13 protein-coding genes are annotated in these 20,448 nt (G+C 66.7%); 12 read left to right on the top strand and 1 reads right to left on the bottom strand.

Annotation, left to right across the window (positions count from 1 at the left end; all coding sequences use genetic code 11):
- Window positions 1-6: 6 nt before the first annotated feature.
- Window positions 7-1,302, bottom strand: coding sequence for a glycoside hydrolase family 3 N-terminal domain-containing protein (locus tag AAC979_RS00380; RefSeq protein ID WP_371344807.1), 1,296 nt, complete (start codon window positions 1,300-1,302; stop codon window positions 7-9).
- Between the two features lie 318 nt (window positions 1,303-1,620).
- Between AAC979_RS00380 and AAC979_RS00375 the strand changes: the two genes are divergently transcribed.
- From AAC979_RS00375 to AAC979_RS00320, 12 genes are all read left to right on the top strand, one after another.
- Complete coding sequence (locus tag AAC979_RS00375) at window positions 1,621-2,691, top strand: peptidoglycan-binding protein (protein WP_371344806.1); 1,071 nt, start codon at window positions 1,621-1,623, stop codon at window positions 2,689-2,691.
- A 172-nt stretch (window positions 2,692-2,863) separates the two neighbouring features.
- The gene (locus AAC979_RS00370) at window positions 2,864-3,220 is read left to right on the top strand and encodes a hypothetical protein (RefSeq protein ID WP_371344805.1); all 357 of its coding nucleotides are present in this window, start codon (window positions 2,864-2,866) and stop codon (window positions 3,218-3,220) included.
- A 43-nt stretch (window positions 3,221-3,263) separates the two neighbouring features.
- Window positions 3,264-5,183, top strand: coding sequence for a S1C family serine protease (locus AAC979_RS00365; RefSeq protein WP_371344803.1), 1,920 nt, complete (start codon window positions 3,264-3,266; stop codon window positions 5,181-5,183).
- Window positions 5,180-6,481, top strand: coding sequence for a hypothetical protein (locus tag AAC979_RS00360; protein ID WP_371344802.1), 1,302 nt, complete (start codon window positions 5,180-5,182; stop codon window positions 6,479-6,481). Before AAC979_RS00365 ends, AAC979_RS00360 begins: the two co-directional genes overlap by 4 nt.
- Window positions 6,482-6,510: 29 nt before the next feature.
- Window positions 6,511-9,606 (top strand): virulence factor SrfB, encoded by a 3,096-nt coding sequence (locus AAC979_RS00355; RefSeq protein WP_371344801.1) that lies wholly within the window; start codon window positions 6,511-6,513, stop codon window positions 9,604-9,606.
- An 8-nt stretch (window positions 9,607-9,614) separates the two neighbouring features.
- On the top strand, window positions 9,615-12,332 hold the full coding sequence (locus AAC979_RS00350; protein ID WP_371344799.1) for a virulence factor SrfC family protein: 2,718 nt from the start codon (window positions 9,615-9,617) through the stop codon (window positions 12,330-12,332).
- Window positions 12,333-12,495: 163 nt separating this feature from the next.
- Window positions 12,496-13,407: a hypothetical protein gene (locus AAC979_RS00345; RefSeq protein ID WP_371344798.1), complete on the top strand. Its 912-nt coding sequence runs from the start codon at window positions 12,496-12,498 to the stop codon at window positions 13,405-13,407.
- A gap of 37 nt (window positions 13,408-13,444) precedes the next feature.
- Window positions 13,445-15,358: a vWA domain-containing protein gene (locus AAC979_RS00340; protein ID WP_371344797.1), complete on the top strand. Its 1,914-nt coding sequence runs from the start codon at window positions 13,445-13,447 to the stop codon at window positions 15,356-15,358.
- A gap of 8 nt (window positions 15,359-15,366) precedes the next feature.
- Window positions 15,367-16,131: an ABC transporter ATP-binding protein gene (locus tag AAC979_RS00335; RefSeq protein WP_371344796.1), complete on the top strand. Its 765-nt coding sequence runs from the start codon at window positions 15,367-15,369 to the stop codon at window positions 16,129-16,131.
- Entirely contained in the window at window positions 16,128-17,312 is a 1,185-nt protein-coding gene (locus AAC979_RS00330) for an ABC transporter permease (RefSeq protein WP_371344795.1), read from the top strand. The genes AAC979_RS00335 and AAC979_RS00330 overlap by 4 nt, the downstream gene beginning before the upstream one ends.
- Complete coding sequence (locus AAC979_RS00325; protein ID WP_371344794.1) at window positions 17,309-18,892, top strand: formylglycine-generating enzyme family protein; 1,584 nt, start codon at window positions 17,309-17,311, stop codon at window positions 18,890-18,892. Before AAC979_RS00330 ends, AAC979_RS00325 begins: the two co-directional genes overlap by 4 nt.
- A 20-nt stretch (window positions 18,893-18,912) precedes the next feature.
- Entirely contained in the window at window positions 18,913-20,016 is a 1,104-nt protein-coding gene (locus tag AAC979_RS00320) for a PAN domain-containing protein (protein WP_371344793.1), read from the top strand.
- Window positions 20,017-20,448: the final 432 nt, after the last annotated feature.

Below are 20,448 nucleotides of genomic sequence, written 5' to 3'. Positions count from 1 at the left end.
GCAGCGTCACTGGCGGCGCTGCGCGTTCAGCACATCCGCCCTCCCGCCTCGCGGCAGGGCGCGCAGGGGCGGCTGCGCCGGCAGCAGGGCGGGCCGTTGTCGCGATTCCAGCGGGGGCGCGCCTTCGCGCTGCCGGGTGGCACTGACATCGGCCTGTCCCGCGGCGAGGAGGCGCGCCGCCCGCTCCCGCTTGAATTGATCGACCGCACCGCTCGCGATCTCGATGGCGGCCCGTAACGCGGGATCGGCCATCGCGCGATCGGCGACACGCGTGATCACTTCGCGGATGCGAGCGGGAGGATCCGTGCCGAGATTGGCGAGGATGACGAGGTCGTGCCCGGCGAGGAGTGCGCGATGGACCACCTCGTCGAGCGGATAGCCGCCCATGGCCCCCATGGTGATGTCATCGCTCACAACCAGCCCCTTGAAGCCGAGCTGTCGGCGAAGCGTCGCGACAGTGCCGCCCGAAAAGGTCGCCGGCAGGGGGGAGGCCTGTCCCAGCGCAGGCGAGCGCACCACAATGTGGCTGGTCATCACCATAGCCGGCCGGTCGGCGGCGATCACCATGCGGAAGGGCTCCATCTCGCGCGGCGACCAGGAGCGGGAGGCGTCGACGGCCGTCTGATGTGGATCGACGCGGGTGGAGCCGTGACCGGGGAAGTGCTTGAGTACCGTCGCCACACCGTAGACGTCGTGCGCCCGTACGAAGGCTCCCGCATAGGCGGCGACAGTGGCGGGGTCATTGCCGTAGCTCCGGCGCGGACCGCCGACCACCGGATTGGCGCGCTCGAGATCGAGGTCCACCACCGGGCCGAAGTTCACGTCGAAGCCGAGCCGGGCGAGGCTGCCGGCCAATGTGGCATAGGTGTTGAAAGCGTTTTCCAGGCTGCCGGCGCTCACCGTGGCAGCCGCAGGGGTGGCGGGAACCTCGCGCAGCCGCCGCAGCCGGCGTACCGCGCCGCCCTCTTCGTCAACCGCCGCCAGTTGGCGCTCGGGAAGCGCGCGCTCGATCTGCCCGATCAGCCCGGACAGGCGCGCCGCGTCGCGCACGTTGCGGTCGAACACCACGATTCCGCCGAGGGGATAGCGCCCCAGCATCGTGATGAAGCGCAGCGTATCGGGCGTGTCCGGCGCGTCACCATTGAAGCCCACCAAGAGCGTCCGGGAGACCTTTTCCTCAATGTCGTAGCGGAGTTGTTCGGGCGTCCGCGCGGGGGCCGGCTGGGCCCGAGCGCCGCCGTTTGCGGCAGGCAACAGGCAGGAAGCGAGAAGGACGACCAGGACGGCGCTGCGCCACTTCATGTCCCTGTTCCGGAAAGCCATTCAATCCAAGAGTGCATTCGGCATCTCGCGGATGACACGCGGCTTGGTGCCAGGCTCGCCCCGCGTGGCGACCAGCGAGTGCCAGACGCCCAATAGGCGGAACAGCTCACGCAGGTGAATCGCCGCTATTACGCATTTACCATCTTGCTGACTGTAAATGTGTGCTGCATTCTACCTTGACGCGAATATTAACGCATTCATGTCGGGGCGGCCATGCGGAAACTCGCAGTGACTGGACTGTGCCTTTGTCTTTTGCTGCCAGTGATGGCAACAGGCGCCCGTGCCGATAGCCGCAGCGTGGCGGCAGGCATCGCCATAGGCATCGGCGTGGGCGCCATTACCGGCGCCATCATCCGGGAACAGCAACGGCAGCCGCGTTATCCCGCTCCGGCGCCGAAGAGCCGGGCGACCGCGCCGCGGGCGCCATCGGCAGAGGAGATCGCTGCCCGGCAGGCCGAGAGCGAAAGGATCGCGATGGAGCAGGCGAGGGTGAAGGACATTCAGGCCCGCCTGAACATGCTCAACTTCGATGCCGGCACTCCTGACGGCAAGGCCGGCGAGCGGACACGCGGTGCCGTACGCGCCTTCCAGGCCAGCATCGGCGTGCCGGCAACCGGCGATCTGTCCGCCGACCAGTACGCCATGCTAAGGTCGTCCACGAGCGGGCAGCCCCAGTCGCCATCGGTAGCAGAGGCGCAGCCGGCGCTGACACCGCTCCGGGAACAGCCGTCCGAAGCCATCCCGCCGCTCGTCGTGGCGCCCAACGCCGGACCGCCCGCGACAACTCCGCGCCCCGCGCTGCCCGATGTGGCGATCTTTGGCGTAAAGCCTCTCGACCGTCCCGATGACATCAAGGCCAAGCTCGCGGATGCCGGCCTTTCCGTCTGCCGCGAGAAGCGGTCCTCCATCGTCTGCTCGAACCACACCGACGCGCTCTCGGACATCGTCACGGTTGGCCTCTCAGACGCAACCGAGCAGCGCGCCTATGTGGTCCTGCGCGAGACGCGCTTCAAGGAACCGCGTCCGCGCGCGCAGGTCGAGGAGAGGCTGCGCGGCTCCTATGCCGCGCTGCTCGACCGCGACGGCTCAACGCTGTCCTCCGGCGAACTGTGCAGTCAGCAGTTTCAGGCATTGCAGGGGAACGACGGCCTGGAGGCCTTCCGCGCGGCCGTGGTGGATGGCCGGAACATGACACAGGTGTCGGCGCTGGGCATGGCCTGCGATTATTACTACGCGGTGAACCTGCCGGCTGGAGAGAACATCGGCAGCCTTTCGATCGGTCTCTTCGCCGGCGCTCCGTTGCGCACGGGTCCGAATGACGGCGTCGCGGCTGGCATGGCGGCGGCGGGTGATGACCTGCGGTTCTGACCGTGCGGCCGCCGCAAGCCCCGGAGCAGACGCTGTGCCGATATCCCAGGAAAGGCGCCCGCGCTCGTGGTTGGCGTTTGCCGATGCCGCTAGCTTGGAAGCGGCCGGCGGGCGAGCTGGGCGCACCATGCGAGACTATGCGCAGGGCTCGGACTACGAGGCCCGCCGAATCATGCGGGCCGCCGACCTGATCCGCATGCCGCTCGTCTCCCCCTACAGCGGGATCGGCGAGGCCTCCTGTCCGGCTTCGGCCCGACGGGAGGCTGTCGAGGCCCCCTCCTTCGTGGCCTGCAACAACAAGTCGAGCGCTGCGGCCCGCGAGACCGCCGCCGCCATCAGACGGCCGAAACCGGCAACCAGCGTGTCGGTTCGCGTCCTGGCAGCAACCACGTTGCGCCAGCGCGCCGAGGAGGTGCGGCGCCTGGGTCATGAAAACATCATGTCTTTCGCGCCGGACCTGATGGATCCGCAAGGCGACGAGCCTCCGCCTGCCGAGGTTTGGGGACATTTCGTGCCGGGCGGGTCATGATCGGCATAGGGGCAGGCGAAGGTCGCCGGGGGGCGGGGCGAAGATGAATGGCCGTCACGTCAACATACTGACCTCAACCGTCCTGGCCGAGGACGGCGCGGCCACTTATCACGGCCGGTTGGTGCTGGAGTCGTTCCCGCTTCTGTACCGCTCGGTCGAGAAGCAGGCGGGAACGGACGCCGCCGGCCTCTTCGCCATCCCGGAGGCAGCCTACAGCAAGACGCGGCAGGCCACCGTGGTCACCTGGTACAGTGACCGTCCAGGCTCGTTCCGCTCCCTCGACGCGCTGTCGCAGGAAGAACTGGCGGCTGCCGAAACCCAGCTTGCCGCGCGGCTGCACGACCTCGTCGTCCATGCGGATCCGGCCACTCGGGAACTCCTGGCCTGCGCGCTCAACGTGCCGGCACCGGAGGACATTCATTTCAACGGCGAGAACATCGTTCTCACCCGCTGGGGATGTCTTGACGGCGGGGATGTCGGCGGTGCGCTCAGGCCCTATCTGCCGGCCGACTTCCAACTGCTGCGCAATCTCAGCGAGCGAGTGGAGGCGCCGCCAGCGGCGGCGGGACTCTCGCCTTCCGCCCCCTCCTTGCTGGGCATGGAAGCGGAGCCGGCAGCGCCCACGGCTTCCGGGCAGGCAACGGTTCTGCCGGCGGCGCCGGTTCCCGCCGCGCCCGAGCCGCAGCCCGCGGCGTCGCGCGCCGACTGGCCGTTGCTGATGCCGCAGATCGCCGCCATCGCTGCGCTCGTCCTGTTCCTGGTCTATATCCTGTGGCCTGGCAACCTCGTCTATCCGCCCGCTCCGGCAGGCCCGGTCGGCGAGGCGGCGGCATTGGATGCGCTGCGGGCGTCCAACGACGCCACGGCCGAGAATATCCGTCGCCTGCAGACGGCGCTCCAGGCGGATATCTGTGCAGCGGAGGACACGGCGCTCGATCGCATTGTCGGGCTGCCGGACATGGCGGCCATCCCCGGCCCTGGCGGGAGGGCGGCGCCGGATGCGGCGGCGCCTCCCGGCCCGTTACCGGCCCTCGGCTCCCCAGAGCCGTCCAAGCCTGCGGCGCCGTCGACGGCGCCGGGGTCGGAGCGCTCCCTGCTGCACCGGCTCGATCAGGGCACTGTCTTCGTTATCGGCGAGACCCCGGACGGCGTGGCGATGGGCAGCGGCTTTCTGGTCACGCCCGAGCACGTGCTCACCAACTATCATGTGGTGGAGGAGGTGCAGGGCAACCTCAACATCACCAGCCAGTCCAGCGGCGGCCTGGTCGGGGCCCAGGTGGTGGCGCGCTCGCCCAACTCAGACGTCACCAACAGCGATTTCGCCCTGCTGCGCCTCTCACACCCGCTCGACCTTCCGCGCCTGCCGCTGAACACCGGGATAGAGCGGCTCGACAGCGTGGTCGCCTCCGGCTACCCGTCCTTTGTCATTTCCAGCGATCCGAGTTTCCTGGCTGCTTTCCGGGACGACGATTTCAGCCGTCTCGCCAATCTCCAGCTAGCCGTCACGCGAGGCGAGATCACCGCCAAGCAGCCTGGCCCGACCGGCACGACGCTGCTGGCCCATTCCGCGACCATCTCCTCCGGCAATAGCGGCGGGCCGCTGGTGGATGCCTGCGGCCGGGTCGTCGGCGTCAACACCTACACGCGGACCGATGCGGAGAACTCGCTGCGCCTTAACTTCGCCCTCAGCGCCCAGGACGCTATCGCGTTCCTCAGGCAGAACGGCGTCGAACCGTCGGTCGATCCCGCACCCTGCGCCGCCGGCTCGCCCGGGCCTCCGGTCGCCGCCAACACGCCGCCACCTGTCGAAGGCGCCCCCCCTGCGCCCGCCGCCTCGCCCGCGCCGCCTCCCGCGCAAGGCGCTGCGTCCCAGCCGGCTCCGCGCCCGCCCGCGGCTCCCGCCGTGCCGGGATCGGACACCGGCAGCCTGCCGGTTCCCACGCCGGGAAACAGCGTCCCATGAGCATCTTCATCACCAGCACTCCCCTTGCGCAGATGCGCCCGCTTGGCAGCGAGGGCGAGCGCTCCCATGCGCGTGTCACCTCGCTTCTGGTGCGCTATCTGTCGCCCGAGCACGCTGCCATCCTCGCCGACCCGGTGCTGCTGCGCGACGGCAGCGGCGTGGACTGGTATGTCGACGACGAAGGCGAGACGGTGCCGCTCGCGGTCCTGCCGTATGGCGAAGCGCAGGCGGTGCGCGTGCAACTCGCCACCCTGCTGCGTGACATCCGCGCCAAGGCCGACGAAATAGAGGCCGGACCCGGCAATCGGCAGTCGGCTGCCGCCGCGCTGCGCAACGCGACGTTATTCCCGGGGGAGGACTGCATCTATGCGCTGCGCAGCGCCAGCGGCCTGCGGCCGCTGATCGTCGGCTGGGGCTATGAAGGGCATGAGCAGGCCGCCCGCCAGCCCTTCGACGTCTCGACCTTCGCCGCGCCCCGCGGCGGCGGCGGCGGGGTGCGCGCCGCGCCGCCGCCGCCCTCCATCGGTGCGGCGGCGATCGGCCCATCTCCAGCGACAGCCACGCTTGACGGGAGCGCCGGCGCGGCCGGCGCGGCGCCGGCTGGACGTTTCCGCATGCTTCTGCCGCTGCTGCTGACCGGGCTTCTGTCGCTGCTGGTGTTCGGTCTCATCATCGCCTTCCTGCTGCCGGCCTGCGGGCTCCGCACGCCGTTCGGCGTGGTGCTCTTCGGCCTGCCCCCAGGAACCGGCTGCCTTGCAGCGGCGCCAGCCGGTGGCACCGCCAGTCTTCTGGATGATGCGCGCACGCTTGAGCGCGAACTCGCGGTGTTGCAGCAGCAGTACCGGGACCGGCGCCTTGCCTGCCGGCCCGCCGCCGCGCGCCCGCCTGCGCCGCCGCCGGCCCAGCCGGATCGCTTCGACGAGCGAATCGACCGGCGCGGCGCGACCCAGATCACGCTGATCTGGGACAGCAAGGACGATCTCGACCTGTCGATGACCTGCCCGAGCGGTCCCATCATCTACTTCGCCAGAGCCCATAGGAGCCATTGCGGAGGTCTGCTGGACGAGGACCGCAACGCCGATAGCGTCAGCCCCAGCCCGGTGGAGAACATCACCTTCGAGGGCGGCCTGCTGGAGAACGGCCCGCACCGTATTCGCGTCAACCTCTACAACAAGCGCGACGGCAACTACCCGATCCCCTTCACGGTGCGGATCCGCCAGGGCGACAGCACGCGCGAGATTCCCGGCGCGATCACCGGGCCGGGTCAACCCATAATCGTCGGCGAGGTCGCGCCGTAATTCGGCGGGTGCATGAAAGGTTTGGAATCGTGCTCAACAGACTGATGGATGTCGGCGATGCGATCACGCTTGTTCCGCAGAGCGGCATCCAGTTCGTGGAATATGGCTTCACGCTCGCCGGCACGAGCCAGTTTTCCCGCAGCTTCATCGAGCGCATGACGAGGAACGCGCCCGGCGAGCAGGCGGAATACCGGTTGATACCGAACTGGGACGACCAGAATCCCGGTGCCGAGCTGCCGCACGAGGCCGGGGTGGAGGACGACGAGTACCAGATATCGAAGACCCGTGCCCTGGATGTCTTCCTTGGTCGCTGGGTCCCCGTTCCCTTCCTGCGCATCAAGCCCGGCCGCGATGTCCTCGGCAACGAGATGTTCGAGGACGGTCCGACCGATTGGGTCCGCGTTCGTGTTTTCGAGACCCGCAACGCTCATGGCGACGAAGAGGCGAGCCACCGCGTGGTCTTCGCCTTCGACACCACCCTTGTGGAGGAGCGAGCCGGGCGGGCTTATCTCGGCATCAGCAAGTCGGATGCCGAGCAGCGGGAATCCTTCCGCTTTGTGCACCGTCTGCGCGATATTGCCAGCTTCATCTCCAACAAGATGGCGGCACCTGGCGGCGGCGCGCCTGTCGACAGCCAGGCCTGGCTTTCCGCCTGGCTGGAGGCGATGTTCCGCGACGCCAAGAAGAAGCAATACCCGAATCGGGACCTGCGGCCGGACGACTTCCAGCACAAGCTGGAGCACATCGCACTCTACATCACCTTCCTCGGCTTCCTTGCGCAGGTCATCCGCCCGGCCAAGGTCACGCTTATAGACACGGTCAGCAAGGAGCCGCGCGTCACGCCGATTGACGTCGACCTGATGCTGGACATCGGAAACAGCCGCACCTGTGGCCTGCTGATCCAGGCCTTTCCAAACGACCAGAGCGTCGACCTCAACCGCTCGCTGGTGCTGGAGTTGCGCGACCTCGGGAATCCCGTTCTCACCTATCGCGAACCGTTCGAAAGCCGCCTGGAGCTGGTGCATGCCGAATTCGGCCAGGAGGATTTCGCCAAGAAGTCCGGCCGTGGGCGTGCGTTCTTCTGGCCGAGCCTCGTCCGTCTCGGGCCGGAGGCTGCGCGTTACCGCAGCGAGTCGGAAGGCACCGAGGCGCTCACCGGGCTGTCATCGCCCAAGCGCTATCTCTGGGATGTCGAGCCGGTGCCGCAGAGCTGGCGCTTCCGCAATGCCGGCGGCGCGTCGTCCGACGTTCAGCCCTTGATCGAGCGATCCATATACAAGCACGTCAACAATCGCGGCGACGTTCTTGCCCAGCTCGCCGCCGACCGGAAGAATTTCGGTCTGAGGATCCAGCCCTCCGACCTCGAACCCGCGGAGACGCTGCGGTTCTCGCGCTCCTCCTTCTTCACCTTCATGCTGCTCGAAATCATCAGCCAGGCGATGATGATGATCAACAGTCCGGGCACCCGCCGGAAGGACCGGGAAAAGGATTCGCCGCGCCGCCTGCGCAGCATCGTCATGACCATCCCCTCGGCGACGCCGGTGCAGGAGCAGCGCATCATCCGCTCGCGAACGGAAGCGGCGATCAAGCTGCTCTGGTCGCTCATGGGCTGGGATGGCGGCGTGCCCGGCGCCCCGCCCGTGCCGAAGGTGCACACCTCCTGGGATGAGGCAAGCTCGGTCCATCTCGTCTATCTCTATGGTGAGATCACCCAGAAGCTCGGCGGCGACATACGCCGCCTATTCGAGTTCCTCGGCAAGGAGCGGCCGCTGCTCGACCATGAGGGCCGCGTCACCGACCCCGCGCCGCAGAAGAGCCTGCGCCTCGCCAGCGTCGATGTGGGCGGGGGAACGACCGATGTCATGGTCACCACCTACTACCAGTTGGACAACAGGGCGATCATTCCGGTCCAGACCTTCCGCGAGGGTTTCCGGCGCGCCGGCGACGACCTCGTCAAACTGGTGGTCGAGCGCGCCGTCATTCCCGCCATCGAAGCCCATTTGGAGGCATGCGGGTTGACCAATGCCCGCAACGTGCTCAGGGATCGCTTCTCGGACGACAGCCCCGGCATGTTTGAGGCCGAGAAGCATTTGCGCCGGCAGTTCGTGCTGAGTCTGCTGCGCCCCGTGGCGCTCGGCCTGCTCGAAGCCGCCGAGAGCCAGGTCGCCCACGGCAAGACCCCGACCGTGCGCAGCTTCGCCGAGTTCTTTCTACCCCGCGATTCCCGCTTCGACGACCGCAGCCCGATCCTGAACTATCTGCAGGCCTATGTCCGCACCCGCGGCGCCGGGTCCTTCGCGCTCGCCGAGGTGCCGGTCGCCGCCGATTTCAAGGTACTGGACGACTGCATTCGCGCCGCGTTCGAAAAGATCTTCGCCAACATCGCCGAGGCCATCTACAAGCTCGACGCCGACATCGTGCTGCTGACGGGGCGACCCTCCTGCCAGCCCGGCCTCATCAGCCTGTTCAAGAACCAGCACGCAGTGCCGGTCGACCGCGTCATCCCCATGCGCGAATACCGCGTCGGCAACTGGTATCCGTTCCGCCGGCCGGCCCAGAGCGTGATCGACGATCCCAAGACCACAGCGGTGGTCGGCGGCATGCTGTGCTCGCTCGCGTCCGGGCAACTGATGAACTTCACGCTTTACACCGCCGGCATGATGATGAGGTCAACCGCACGCTACATCGGCGAGATGCGCCAGGACGGCGTCATCACCGACGACAAGCTCTACTTCTCCGATGTCGAGCTCGACGAGGCGAAGCCTACCGCGCTCGACAAGGAAGTCACGTTCTATACGGCGGTGCGCATCGGCTACCGCCAGCTTGCGCGCGAGGACTGGGTGGCCGCACCGCTCTACCGCCTGCGCCTGACTCCAGGCGACCACCGCAAGGTCACGCTGCCGGTGCGCGTGCTGATCTCCCGCAACGACGTCGAACTGGAGGAGAATCCTAGCGAGTTCGCGCTGCTGAAGAGCGAGGCGACACGCGAGGAGTTCCGGGTGGCGGAGGCATGGGACGCTTCCGACAAGCCCGTCACATCCCTCATGGAACTCAAGCTCGACACGTCGCCGCCCAGCACGGACGGCACCTACTGGCTCGATTCCGGCATTCTCACCATCGCTTAGGGCAAATGATGCACGAGACGTGGCACACACAGTGTCGACAGCTTCTGGAAGCGACGCGCAAATCCCTTGCCTGGATCAACGATCCCGGCAACGAGGCGACCGTCGGCCTGGAACGCAAGGCGATCGACAAGCGGCTGCGCCGGCTGATCACCGAGACAGCAAAGCTCGATCGCTCGATCGAGAAGCCGATGTGCGTCGGCATCTTCGGCCCGAGCCAGGCAGGAAAATCCTATCTCGTCTCGGTGCTCGCCAGCGGGTCCGGTCGATCGCTACAGGCACGCTTCGCCGGCTTGCCGTCACCGCTCGACTTCCTGCAGGACATCAATCCGGGCGGCGAACGCGAATCCACCGGCGTCGTGACCCGCTTCTCGCGGCACGAGAAGGCGTCGCCGGAAGGCTTTCCGGTCTGCCTGCGGCTGCTCTCGGAGACCGACATCGTCAAGGTTCTCGGCAACACTTTCTTCCTCGATGGCGACCCCAAGACGTCGCCGCAGATCGAACCGGAGGAAGTGCGCCGGGCACTGGCCGGCGCCCGTGAACGCATGCAGGGTAGCCGGCCCGCCGACAACACGCTGACCGTCGACGACATCTGGGACGTGCAGGAATATTTCGAGCGCACCTTCGAAGGCTCACGCGCCCTGGAGGGGCTGCGCGGCTTCTGGGACGAGGCGTCGGAAATCGTACCGCAACTCGCCCTCGCCGACCGCGCGGAACTGTTCGCGCTGCTCTGGGGGCGCCTGCCGCAATTCACTGGCATCTACAGCGAACTGGTCGGCGCGCTGGCCCGGCTCGGCTTTGCCCAGGACGCCTTCTGCCCGATCGAGGCACTTGTACCGCGCTCGGAGAGCATCATCGACGTGCAAACACTCGCGGGCCTCGGCAAGCCGGGCCAGCCGGAACTGCTCATCCGCTCCGCCGCAGGCGCGCCGGTCGCTTTGCCAAGGCCTATCGTCACGGCTCTGGTGGCCGAACTGCACATCGCGATGGCGGCGCAGCCCTGGCCGTTCCTGTCGCATACGGATCTCCTCGACTTTCCCGGCGCGCGCTCGCGCCAGCGGCTCGCCCTGACGGAGTTCCTGAAGGACGAGGCGAAGAATCCGCTGAAAGAGACAGTTCTGCGCGGCAAGGTCGCCTATCTGTTCGAGCGCTACGTCGCCGAGCAGGAGCTGACCTGCATGCTGCTTTGCGTGAAACCGTCCAATCAGGACGTCACCGACCTGCCGGACATGATCAACCGCTGGGTTGGCATCACGCACGGATCGACCCCGGCGCAGCGTCTCGGCAAGTCGGTGGCGCTGTATCTCGTCCTCACCTGGTTCGACGAGCATTTCAAGGAAAAGGCCGGCGACGAGAAGGCGCATCCTGGCGAGCGGTTCAAGAACCGGCTTCTGTCGTCGATCGAGAGCTTCTTCGCCAAGACGCATGAATGGCCGACGCAATGGACGCCGGGACGCGCCTTCGACAATGTCTACTGGTTCCGCAACCCGACCGTCGCCGCGGAATCAATCATAGAATATGGCGAGACGCTCTCAGAACTGCGGTTTCGGCCGGACCGTATCGACTATATCGAGCGCCTCCGGCGGGGTTATCTCGACGTCCCCAGCGTGCAGCGCTTCTTCAGGGATCCTGGCCGGGCGTTCGACGAGGGGCTGAAGCTCAATGACGGCGGCGCCACCTATCTCGCTACCAATCTGGAGGGGCTCTGCAAGCCCGCGGTGAAGATCGAGCAGATCGCCGCGCGCCTCGCCGCGCTCGGCGAGCAGCTCTCCAGCGCGATCGACCATTTCTACATCAGCAACGATGTCGAGGTCCGGCTCGCCGAACGCCGCGCGGTTTCCTTCCTCATCCTCCAGCACGTCCAGCGGCTCTATGCCGAGGGACGCTTCGCCGACCTTCTCTCCGCTCTGCAGATCTCGCAGCACGGTTACTCCGAGCTGCTGTACGACTTTTACACGCGCCGCTCGCGGGAGAAGAAGAAGGAAGAGGGGATGTCGCCTCTGGCGGTTGCCGGCATCGGACGGCCCCTCCCGGGGCTTCCGCCTCTTCCCGGCATGCCACCTTTGCCCGGAACGCCACCCTTCCCCGGAACGCCGCCGCTGCCCGGCTCGACGGCACCCGCACCTTCCGGCTGGATGGGCGCGGGCAACGGCATTAACCTCGGGCTGGCGAGGGCCGCGGTCGAATACTGGATGAACCTGTTGCGCTCGTCCGGCGAATCCGAGGCGTTGTCAGGCTTTTTCCTCGGCGATGCCAAGATCGCCGCAGAGCTGGTGAATGAGCTTTCGCAGGCGGCGCGGCGCAGCGCGCTGGAGACGCAGGTGGCGGCCGCCATCGACAAACTCGCCGGCAATATCAGCGAAGAGATCGACGTGACGCTCGAGAAGGCGGCCTTTGCCTGTTCCGCCATCATCAACCGCTTCGTCACCCGTTTCTATTTCGAGGCGATGGCGCCCGCGCTGAGGCCGCTGGCGCCCACGGCCGACCGAGGCGAGAAAATCGTCTTCACCCGTCCGCCGGGGGCCAATAGCGCGCGCCAGATCGACCTCGAACCGAGCCACCACCAGTTCGACGCCCTCTCGCACTGGATGTATGGCTTCCACCGACTGGTAGAGGACAATGCAAGGTCGGTAGACGGGCTGACACTCGACGTGGAGCGCAACGCCGCTCTGGGCGCCATACTGAAGAGCATCCAGGTGCTCAGGGCGCAGGGATCGGAGGTCAACTGACGTGGCAGGGCGGCTGACCATCCGTGAGAGCGAGACCTCCCCGGCGGGGTGGGTCGTTATCACCGTCGCGCCTCCGCCCGAGGCCGAATGTCCCGGCCTTGTAGTCAGCCGGCGGCGGCAATCGGACCGCCCCCATCTCGGCGCGAGCGGATGGCAATCCGCCGTGCATGCCTTCGCGCCCCGGTCGGTGCGCCACTATCCTGACCGGCTCGAACTGGTGTTCGGCCCGGAGCTGACGGGATATCTCACTGTCGATCTCGATCTTACCGTCTCGTTGCCGGGCACCGGCATCGCAGAGCGCCATTTCTGGCCCGACATCAGCGCGCCGGCGGAGACGGCCTCGGTCGATGTCCAGACGCCGGCGCCGCCATCAGGAGATCCGGGGGCGGACGATATCTTCTCCCGTCCCGGTGCCCAGCCGGCGGCTCCACCGAAGCCGGTCGGGAACGGCGGGTCGACGGACACGTCGGAAATGTCGGAAACGTCGGAAACGACGAGCACGACGGACCCAGAGATGTCGATTGGGGACGGCGAGCGGGCCGACCTCCCGCCAAAGACGCCTCCTTCATCGCAGCGCTGGCTGCTCGCCGGCCTCGTGCCCCTGCTGCTGCTTGTCGCCGCTGGCGCGTACTGGTCGCTGCAGCCATCACCGCCGTTGCAGCCGTCGCCGCCGGCCCCCTCTCCGCCACCCGTCGATTTCCGTGCCCGCTATCGCGCCTTTCTGGAGGATGGCGGCCATGCCGGCGAATTGCTGGCGCTCGGGCGTGAGGCGCTCGGAGCCGGCGACGAGGGCGTGGGATTCGAGGCCGTGACACTCGCTGCCGATCGAGGCTCGATGGGCGCAAAACTCATGCTGGCTCGCTGGTACGATCCTCTGACCTCCGAGAACAGTCCGCTCGAGCCGAACGCCGCCGCAGCCGCCGCCTATTACCGCGAGGTGGCGACCGGCGGCGACGAGCAGGCAGCGCAGGGGCTTCGCCGGCTGTGCAGCAAGGCTGCCGAGAGCAGCAGTGCCACGAGCAGCGTGTTCGAGGCTTTCGACGCGGATACCTATTGCAGCAGTGAGGGGCAGTAAGATGCATGGCCGCCGATTCGTACGCCGAAGCCTCGCCTTGCGGTGTCTGGGTATCGCCGTCGGGCTTCTCCTCATCGGCGCCCTCCCGCAGCAGGCGGAGGCACGCGATCCACTGCTGATCCCCGGCAAAACGTCGCTCTACCAGCGCGCGCTCAGCCGCCCGGACACGCCTCTCACCCGCGAACCAGGCACCGGCGCGACGGTGGAGACCTTCCCGCCGTTCGAGATTTTCTACGTCTATGACCGCCGAAATGTCGGCGGCAAGGACTATGTTGAGGTCGGCCGGAGCCTGACGGGAGGCAGCGAGGGGTGGATCCCGGCCGACAAGGCGATCGACTGGCGGCAGACGATCGTTCTCGGCTTCAACAATCCGGCCAATCGCGGGCGCACGCTGATCTTCAAGTCACGCACCGACTTGGAATCCACGCTCTCAAGCGAGGATGTGACCGCGCGGATCGACCGCCTGCGTCGTGAGGCCGTCATGCAAAGGCTGCCGGCCGACAGCCCGGTGATCTCGATCGAGCCGGCGGAATTCGTCGACATCGAGCGGGAGTTCTACATCCTTCCGATACTGGAGGCGCAGCGGGTCCGGCTTCCCTCCAACGGGCCGGCGAAATTGCTGCGCATCGCATCGGTTGCCGAGAGGGCCGAAAGCACCCCGGCGCCGGCTAGCCAGGAGGACGCGCTCAAGAATTTCCGCATCGGCGTCACCTTCGTCATCGACACCACGCAGTCGATGCAGCCCTATATCGACGAGGTGCGCCGTGTGATTGCCCGGTTGCGCGACCGGATCGCCGGCAGTCCGCAGGCGGACCGCTTCCGCTTCGGCCTGGTGGCGTTTCGCGATAGCACGAGGCTGGTGCCGGAGCTGACATATGTGACGAAGGTCTTCCTGCCGCTCGATGAGGATGCCACGGCCGACAAGTTCATTGCCGCCATCGATCAGGTGGAGGCCGCCCGCATCAGCAGCGAAGGTTTCACCGAAGACTCGATCGGGGGGGTGTTCACGGCGGCCGACGAGATGAACTGGGAGCCGTTCGGCGGCCGCTTCATCATCCTGATCACCGACGCCGGACCGCGCCAGCCCGGCCCGGAGGCGATGATGGGCTCGCTCGCCGCGCCCGAACTGCACGCCCTGCTGGAGCAGCAGAAGGGCGTCGCCCTTTTCACCCTGCACCTCAAAACGGCGAATGGCCGGTTTGACCATGAGACGGCGGAGCAGTCCTACCGTATCATGTCCAGCTTCGCCGGTGCCCCGCTCTACTTTCCGATCGAGGGCGGCGACACGGGCGATTTCGGCCGCCAGATCAACGTCCTGTCGGGCGAACTGGAACGAATGGTGACCGACGCTGTCGGCGGCCGCCTGCGCGAAGCCCAGGGCGCCCGCAACGACATCTCCTCGTCGACCAGCCGCGCCGGGCGGGCCATGCAGCTCGCCTATCTCGGTAGCGTTTCGTCCACCCGCGCGCCCGATGTCTTCGAGGGCTGGCTCACTGACCGTGACCCGCTGGAGCGTAACGTCGTCCCCGTGACCCCTTATGTGCTGATGTCGAAGAATGAGCTGTCGACCTTGCGCGACGTCATCCGCAAGGCGATCGAACTCGGCACCGACCCGATGCGGTCGAACCGCGCGACCTTCTTCCAGCGACTGCGAGAATCGGTCGCGCTCATCACCCGCCGGCCCGAGGCGGTGCAGAATGCCGGCACGCTGGGCGACCTGCTCGGCGAATATCTTCAGGACCTGCCTTATAATAGCGAGATCGTGAACATCACCCCGGAGGACTTCCGGGACATGTCGCCCATCCGCGAGCGCCAACTGTTCGACGCGCTGCGTTCCAAGGTGACAGCTCTGGAACGCATCCATGGTGAAGCCGCCCGCTGGTATCCACTCAAGCCCGGCGCCCCGCCGGGCGAGAGCGTTTCCGTCGTCCCGCTGACCTTGATGCCCTGAGGCTGGCAATGGCGGGCACGAACCTTCTCCATGTCGAGCATGCCGAACGGCATCTGTCGGATGGGCAGCGGGAGTCCAATATCTGCCTGCGTGACATCGAGTTGCGCGCGGGCGCCGTCTACGGCCTGTGTGGGCCGAGCGGCATCGGCAAGACCACCGCGCTGGAAATGCTCTCGCTCGCAAGCGTTCCGGACGTGTTCGGCGCAATGAGTGTGAAGGATGGCGACCGCCGGATCGACATAGCCGCCCTGATGGCGCGCGGCCAGCAGGAGAAACTCGCGGCGCTGCGTGGGCGGTTGTTCGGCTATGTAGTGCAGACCAGCCGGCTGCTGCCCTTCCTCACAGTGCGTGACAACATCCGCCTCTCACAGAACATAGCGGCGCTGAGGGACGAGGCCTTCATCGACCAACTGATGGAGCGTCTGCTCATCACGCCACTCGCAGGGGCCTATCCGGCGGCGCTTTCAGGCGGCCAGCGCCAGCGGGTCAGCATCGCCCGCGCGCTGGCGCATCGTCCGGCCGTGGTACTGGCCGACGAGCCGACCAGCGCGGTCGACCAGGAGATCGCTGCGATGATCATACGGCTTCTGATCGACTATGCCGGGGCCCTGGGAGCGGCGGTGCTGGTGATCACCCACAATGTCGAGCTCGCGCAACGCTTCCAGCTCGTCCGGCTCGATGTGGAAAGCCGTAGTGCGGGCCGTGCCATGCACACGGTGATCGGGCGCGCCGGCGCCGAGCGGGCGCAGCGGGCGGGAGGCGGCGCACTATGAGCCATGTGGTGCCAATCGCGCTGAAAGCTGTGCGGCATGCCACGCATGCCAATCTGTTCAGCGCCGTGGCGCTTGCCGCTGTGCTCACCCCGTTGCTCGTGCTCTATGGCTTGAAGCTCGGCATCATCACCGGCATGTTTGCCGAGCTGCGTGCCGATCCCGGTATATTGCGCATAGGAGTGGCGGGGCATCGCCCGCTCACAGAGGACGACATCGCCGCCCTGCGCGCGCGGCCGGAGACCGGCTTCGTGGTCGGGGCGCCGCGCAGCATAGCTGCCAGCGCGGAGATGCGGCGCGATCGCTCGGCGCTGGACATCATCAGTGCCGACTGGCTTCCCACTGCGGCGGGCGATCCGCTCCTGCCGGACGGCTTTCCTCCCATCGCCGACGGACAGATCGTGCTTTCCGAGCGCCTCGCCGAGAAGCTCCTGGCGAAGCCGGGCGACAGGGTGGTGGGGAGCGTCTACCGCAACAGCCAGACCGAAAGCCTCGATATGGAGATGACGGTCGCCCTGATCCTGCCGCGGGGGGCGCTCGAGGGCGACCGCGCGCTGGTGTCGGTCGCGCGGCTCAACGCCATGGCCGCCTTCGCCGACGAGATCAATGCTGCGCCTGCCGGCGCCGCGCCGCGCGCGCCGGTCTATGACAGCCTACGCCTCTACGCCCGCTCGATCGAGGCCGTTGCCGATCTGGAACGGGCCGTCGCTGCCTACGGATTCCGCACCAGCAGCGAAGCCGCCAACATCGCCTGGGTGCAGCAGCTTGACCAGGTGATGGGAGGGGTCTTTACCATCATCTCGGTTTCGGGCGTGGCCGGCTACGGCATCTCTCTGTGGGCGATGATAACCGGCAGTGTGCGCCAGAGCCGGCCGCAGCTAAGCCTGCTCCGTCTGCTCGGCATGTCGCGGGCCAAGCTTCTGCTGTTTCCGCTGGTGCAATCCTTATCCATCACCTCGGCCGGCCTCGCCATCGCCTTCGTGCTGGCTTATGCCGCCTCGACCGTGATGAACCGGCTGTTCCTCGTCGAAGTGTTCCAAGGCCGCATCTGCCTGCTCCGGCCGGCCGACCTGCTGCTGGCGGCGGGCGCCTCCTACCTCTTCGCACTGCTGGTTGCCGCGCGGCAGGTGATCGAGATCCAGCACATATCGCCCACCGAGGCGCTTGCCGAGAATCTGGCATGACGGTGGGGCGAAGGAGTCAAGGGGAACCGGGTCAGGCGAGGCGCGCCGCGCCGCTGGTGGCGGTGCTGGCAGGGCTCCACCTTCTGGCGCAGGGGCGGGCGGCAGCGGCGGCGGATGCCTGGAACCCCTCGCCCATGGCCGATGATGTCGTGCTCGCCCTTCCCTGCAGCCAAAAAATCGCCTTCCGCCGGGTCGTCACCGACGATGCGGCGCGCCAGGGAGCGGTCGCGATCCTTGATGACCGGCGCATCCGCATCGGCTCGTCCAACCGGGAGCGGGCCTATGTCGATTATCTGCGTGCCGATTTCATTTCCGGCAATTTCCAGAAGGGCGATCGGCGCTTCTTCCTGATCGCCAAATACGAAGTGACGGCGGCCCAGTACAAGTCGCTGACGACCAGCGGCTGCAACCTCGCCGCCGCCGATGCCGACATGCCGGTCACGCGAATAAGCTGGTACGACGCGGCCAACTTCAACCGGCTGCTCACCTCTCATCTGCTGCGAACCGGCAAGAGCGTGATGCAGCGTGAGATTGGCGGCACCAAATTCTTCGCCCGCCTGCCAACGGAGACCGAGTGGGAGTACGCCGCGCGGGGCGGGCTCTCGGTCTCCATCGCCGATTTCCAGGCCGAGCGTTTCCCGATGCAGGGCGAACTGATCGACTATGCCTGGGTGAACCATCCCCAGAGCGCGGAAGACCTCAATCCGATCGGCCAGCTCAAGCCCAATCCTCTTGGCCTCTTTGATGTTTACGGCAACGCGGCCGAGATGATGTTCGAACCTTTCCGCATGAACAAGGCGGGCCGGCCACACGGCCTCTCCGGAGGGCTGATCCTTAAGGGTGGTTCGTTCCAGTCGAGCCCCTCCTTCGTCACGTCCGCTGCGCGCGAGGAGGATGCGTTCTTCATTGAAGAAACCGGTGAGGAAAAGCGTCCGCGCACCACCGGCTTCCGCCCGGTACTGGTCGGCCCGGCGCTTCCGACCAGCACCGACGTCACGGCGCTGGTGGACGAATGGAACCGGTCGAGCGAGTCGCGCCTGCCGGCGATCCAGGACCCTCTGGCTCTCGTCGAACGGGCGCGCGACGGCTTGTCCGATCTCCAATTGGCGAACGGCCTCAACTCCATCGAGCAAGCGATCCGCAACGGCATCGCCGAAACCACCGAGGAGAAGAAGGCGCTGCTGAGCGGCCTGATGATTGATCTCGGCCGGACGATCTACGAGATCCGCAAGACACGCACCAGCATCAACAACCGCGCCGTGCTGCTCAGGCCAGAAAACGCCAGCAGGCTCGGCGAGGCGCAAGTCAGCATGCTGAAGCGCTACAGCAGCGACGAGGAAGGCGAGATCCGCGACATGAACCATTTTGCCCACGACACCATCGTGCGGATCGGCAATGGTTTCCCCCCCGGCGAAATCGACGAGCAGGCGCAGTCCGTCGCGGCCGAGCTGCGCCAGCGCGCCCTTTCGGGCATTGCCGATGGCGTCATCATCGGTGCCTCCATCGCGCGCCGGCAGGCGGCAGGTGGGCAGGCACTCACGCGGCAGGACGTGCTCAACCTCGCGGTGAGCGGTCTGTGATGGGGGGGAGGCGCGCTCGAATGCACTTCGCTGGGCGGGCCGCTGCCCTCGCGCATGCGGTGGCGTGTCTTATTCTCGTCATCGGCGTGCAGGCGGCGCAGGCCCAGAGCTGCGCAGGCCTCACCGAGCCGACGCTGCGGGCTCGCGCCCTGGCCAGCCGGAATCTCGCCGACGTCCAGCGCTACCTCACATGTTTTCCCTATGGCGACGGTGCCGTCTCGGTACGCGAGCACAGCACGAAGCTGCGAGCCGAGGCCGAGTGCGAGGAGGTACTACGCTCCAGCGATCGCAACCGGATGCTTCAGTTCATCATGGACAATTCCGGCAGCGCTTGCGCGACGCGCGTGACGGAGCGGCTCGGCAGTCTCGCGGAAGTCAGTCGCCGCCAATACCACTCCTATGGCAATGCGATGCTCGACGGCGATCCGTTGCAGCGCGGCTCCGTGGCCGATCTCGACGAATGCAGCCGGGCCTGCGATGCTACCCCGAGTTGCGTCGGCTATTCGTTCGAGCGCGACAACCGCGCCTGCACATTGTGGGGCGCTGTCCGCGGGCGCCGGCCGCGCGGGCAGACCGATTCCGGGTCGCTGACAGAAGCCGCCATGGCGACTCTCCAGCCGCCGCCGGCCCCATCGCCCCCTCCGGGAGAAACTTTCTTCAACATCACGCAGGACCTCGACCTGCGTTATGGCGATTACGAGGACATACGCGACATAGATTTTGCCGGCTGTCAGCGCCGCTGTGCGGCTTCCCCGCAGTGTCGCGCCTTCACCTACAACATGCCGAAATCGGCCTGCTTCCTGAAGTCCGCAGTGGTGAGCGCCGTGCCGTTCGTCGGCGCCGTATCGGGTGTGAAGCAGAACAGCGCGTCGCCGCCTCCCGCCCCCGCTCCCGCCCGCATGAGTCAACCGCTATACGGCATAGACCTGCCCAATTACAATAACATGGCGGCAGATTACAGCATGCTGCGGAACATTACGCTAGGACCGTGCATCAATTACTGCCAGAGAGACCCACAATGTCGGGCTTATACATATAATTTGGACAGGATGTCCTGTATTTTGAAGAATTCGATCGGCTCACGAGCGCGGAACAACCGCGCCATCAGCGGCATCAAGATGTAGGGCGTTTCTGCGTTTGATCGAATCGGAAGGGATTCCGATTGGGGTTTGGATTGGGATTCAGGATGCTGCTGGGGGAAGCCAGCATCTCATGGTCCGGCCTTTTTTCGACGGATCCGCGTGAGCGCGTTGCTGCAGCGGTTCTTCCTGGCGCGACGAGCCGCACCATTGCGGTCCGGTTCGGGTGCCGGTTTCGGTGACGAAGACATGCCTCGTGCGTTTTGACGCCCAGGCGAATCCGCGCACGTAATGAGCCCCCTTGCAGAATGTCGATTTGTTGGCACGCAAGACGCCGCGCTCTCGGGCCGAGGGAGCGGCCGGAGTGGCGGAGCCGATCAGTGCGGCTGGCAAATACGGCGACGCCCGGCGTGGGGAACGCCGAGCGGCGGCTACCAATACGGATCTGTGCATGAGGCCCCCCAGCCGTCACGACGC

Origin of the sequence: Ancylobacter sp. IITR112, assembly GCF_041415945.1 — a bacterium.
In the GTDB taxonomy this organism is placed as follows: domain Bacteria; phylum Pseudomonadota; class Alphaproteobacteria; order Rhizobiales; family Xanthobacteraceae; genus Ancylobacter.
The sequence above is the reverse complement of the archived record's forward strand: the minus strand, read 5'-3'. Positions and strand labels throughout refer to the sequence as shown.

Excerpts from the sequence above, each read along its gene's own strand:
- AAC979_RS00380 (WP_371344807.1), bottom strand. The coding sequence starts at position 1,302 with ATGAAGTGGCGCAGCGCCGTCCTGGTCGTCCTTCTCGCTTCCTGCCTG.
- AAC979_RS00370 (WP_371344805.1), top strand. The coding sequence starts at position 2,864 with ATGCGGGCCGCCGACCTGATCCGCATGCCGCTCGTCTCCCCCTACAGC.
- AAC979_RS00365 (WP_371344803.1), top strand. The coding sequence starts at position 3,264 with ATGAATGGCCGTCACGTCAACATACTGACCTCAACCGTCCTGGCCGAG.
- AAC979_RS00360 (WP_371344802.1), top strand. The coding sequence starts at position 5,180 with ATGAGCATCTTCATCACCAGCACTCCCCTTGCGCAGATGCGCCCGCTT.
- AAC979_RS00350 (WP_371344799.1), top strand. The coding sequence starts at position 9,615 with ATGCACGAGACGTGGCACACACAGTGTCGACAGCTTCTGGAAGCGACG.
- AAC979_RS00335 (WP_371344796.1), top strand. The coding sequence starts at position 15,367 with ATGGCGGGCACGAACCTTCTCCATGTCGAGCATGCCGAACGGCATCTG.
- AAC979_RS00330 (WP_371344795.1), top strand. The coding sequence starts at position 16,128 with ATGAGCCATGTGGTGCCAATCGCGCTGAAAGCTGTGCGGCATGCCACG.
- AAC979_RS00325 (WP_371344794.1), top strand. The coding sequence starts at position 17,309 with ATGACGGTGGGGCGAAGGAGTCAAGGGGAACCGGGTCAGGCGAGGCGC.
- AAC979_RS00320 (WP_371344793.1), top strand. The coding sequence starts at position 18,913 with ATGCACTTCGCTGGGCGGGCCGCTGCCCTCGCGCATGCGGTGGCGTGT.